Here is a 1931-nt window from a genome sequence, read left to right on the forward strand (position 1 = left end):
GGGCCCGCCGGAGGTCGTGCTGAACTACCTCGGCCGGTTCGCCGGGGACGTCGGGCCCGGCTGGTCGCTGCCCGAGCGGGACGCGTTCGCGGTCGTCGAGCCCGAGGGCAAGGCCCTCGAGCAGGTACTCGCGCTCAACTGCTTCGTGCACGAGAACGACGGTGCGCCGCGGCTGGCGGTCGACTGGACGGCGGCGGGCGAGATCCTCGACGAGACCGACCTCGCCGAGCTGGCCGGATGCTGGGAGCGGGCGTGCGCGGCGCTGCACGCGCACGCCGAGCGGCTCGACGCGGAGCCGGGCGGGGCCGGGCTCACCCCGTCCGACCTGCCGCTGGTGCGAATCGACCAGGCCACGATCGACGTCATCGAGCGCGACCACCGGATCACCGACGTGCTGCCCGCGACGGCGTTGCAGGTCGGGCTGGCGTTCCACACCCTCGCGCGCCAGGAGCAGGACACCGACGTCTACGTCGTCCAGGCCCGGATCCGGCTGGTCGGCCCGGTCTCGGCGGAGCGGATGCGGGCGGCCGCGGCCGAGCTGCTGGTCCGGTACCCGGCACTGCGCACGTTCCTGACCGTCACCACCGACGGCGACGCCGTCGCGGTGATCCCCGAGGACGCCGAGCTGGACTGGGAGGTCGTCGACCTGTCGGGGCTGGAGCCCGCCGCGCGGGAGGAGGCGTTCACCCGGGTCGCGGACGAGCGGATGGGCAGGCCCTTCGACCCGGCCACGCCGCCGCTGATCCGGTTCCTGCTCGTCCGGCTCGCCGCCGACGAGCACCGGCTGGTCCTCGTCAACCACCACGCGTTGCTCGACGGATGGTCGATGCCGATCGTCGGCCGTGCCCTGCTGGGGATCTACGCCGAGCAGGAGGGTGGCACCCCGGTCCCCCCGGGCCCCGACCTCGCCGACTACCACCGCCTGCTCGCGGGGCGCGACCGCGACGAGGCGCTGCGCGCCTGGCTGGAGGTGCTCGGCGGGGTCGACGAGGGGACCCGCCTGGTTCCCGCGGGCTCCGCGCTCGTCGAGCGTCCGCACCGGCTGACGGTGGAGGTGGGGGCCGAGCGCACCGCCCGGCTCCGCGCGTTCGCCCGCGACCGCGGGATCACCCTGACCACGCTCCTGCAGACCGCGTGGGGCATCGTGCTCGGCCACCTCACCGGGCGCCGGGACGTGCTGTTCGGCTGTCCGGTCTCCGGGCGTCCGCCCGAGGTCGAGGGCGTCGAGACGATGGTGGGGCAGCTGGGCAACACGATCGTCGTGCGCGTGGCCGCCCGGCCCGGCACCACCGTGGGCGAGCTGCTCGAGCGGGTCCACGCCCAGGGCGCCGCGATGACCGAGCACCACCACGTGGGGCTGCCCGAGATCGTGCGGGCGGTCGGCGCGGGCGAGCTGTTCGACACGCTGCTGGTGATGGAGAACTTCCCGCTCTCGGACCGGCGGCGGGTCTCCGCGGCCGACGGCCTCGAGCTCGCGGGCGTCGACATCGTCGACGCCACGCACTACCCGCTCACCGTGGTCGTCCTGCCGCACGAGGAGATCGTGATCGGGCTGGGGTACCAGCCCGCGGCGCTCGGTGAGGACGAGGTGCGCGACATCGGGGAGCGGCTGGTCCGGGCGCTGGACGGGATCGTCGCCGACCCGGACCGGCCCGTCGGGCGCCTCCGGCTGCGCGCGGAGTCCGAGGACGCCGCGGTGCTGGAGCTGGGCACCACGCACGTGCCCGCCCGGCCGCGCGGCTCCTGCCTGGAGGAGTTCGGCTCCTGGGTGCGGAGCAGGCCGGACGCCGAGGCGGTCGTCTGCCGCGACCGTTCGCTGACCTACGCCGAGCTCGACCGCGGGGTCGGCCCGGAGAGCCCGGTGGCGGTCCTGCTCGGGCGCGACGTGGAGATGGTGGTCGCGCTGCTCGCGGTGTTCAAGGCGGGCGCCG

Annotated in this window: 1 protein-coding gene; it reads left to right on the forward strand. The window is 75.3% G+C overall.

Features of this window, described 5'->3' with window-relative positions; genetic code table 11:
* Positions 1 to 1931, forward strand: a 1931-nt coding sequence (locus H5J29_RS30860) for a condensation domain-containing protein (RefSeq protein ID WP_246394515.1), incomplete at both ends; no start/stop codon positions are given.

Origin of the sequence: Pseudonocardia pini (assembly GCF_013870575.1) — a bacterium.
Taxonomy (GTDB): Bacteria; Actinomycetota; Actinomycetes; order Mycobacteriales; family Pseudonocardiaceae; genus Pseudonocardia; species Pseudonocardia pini.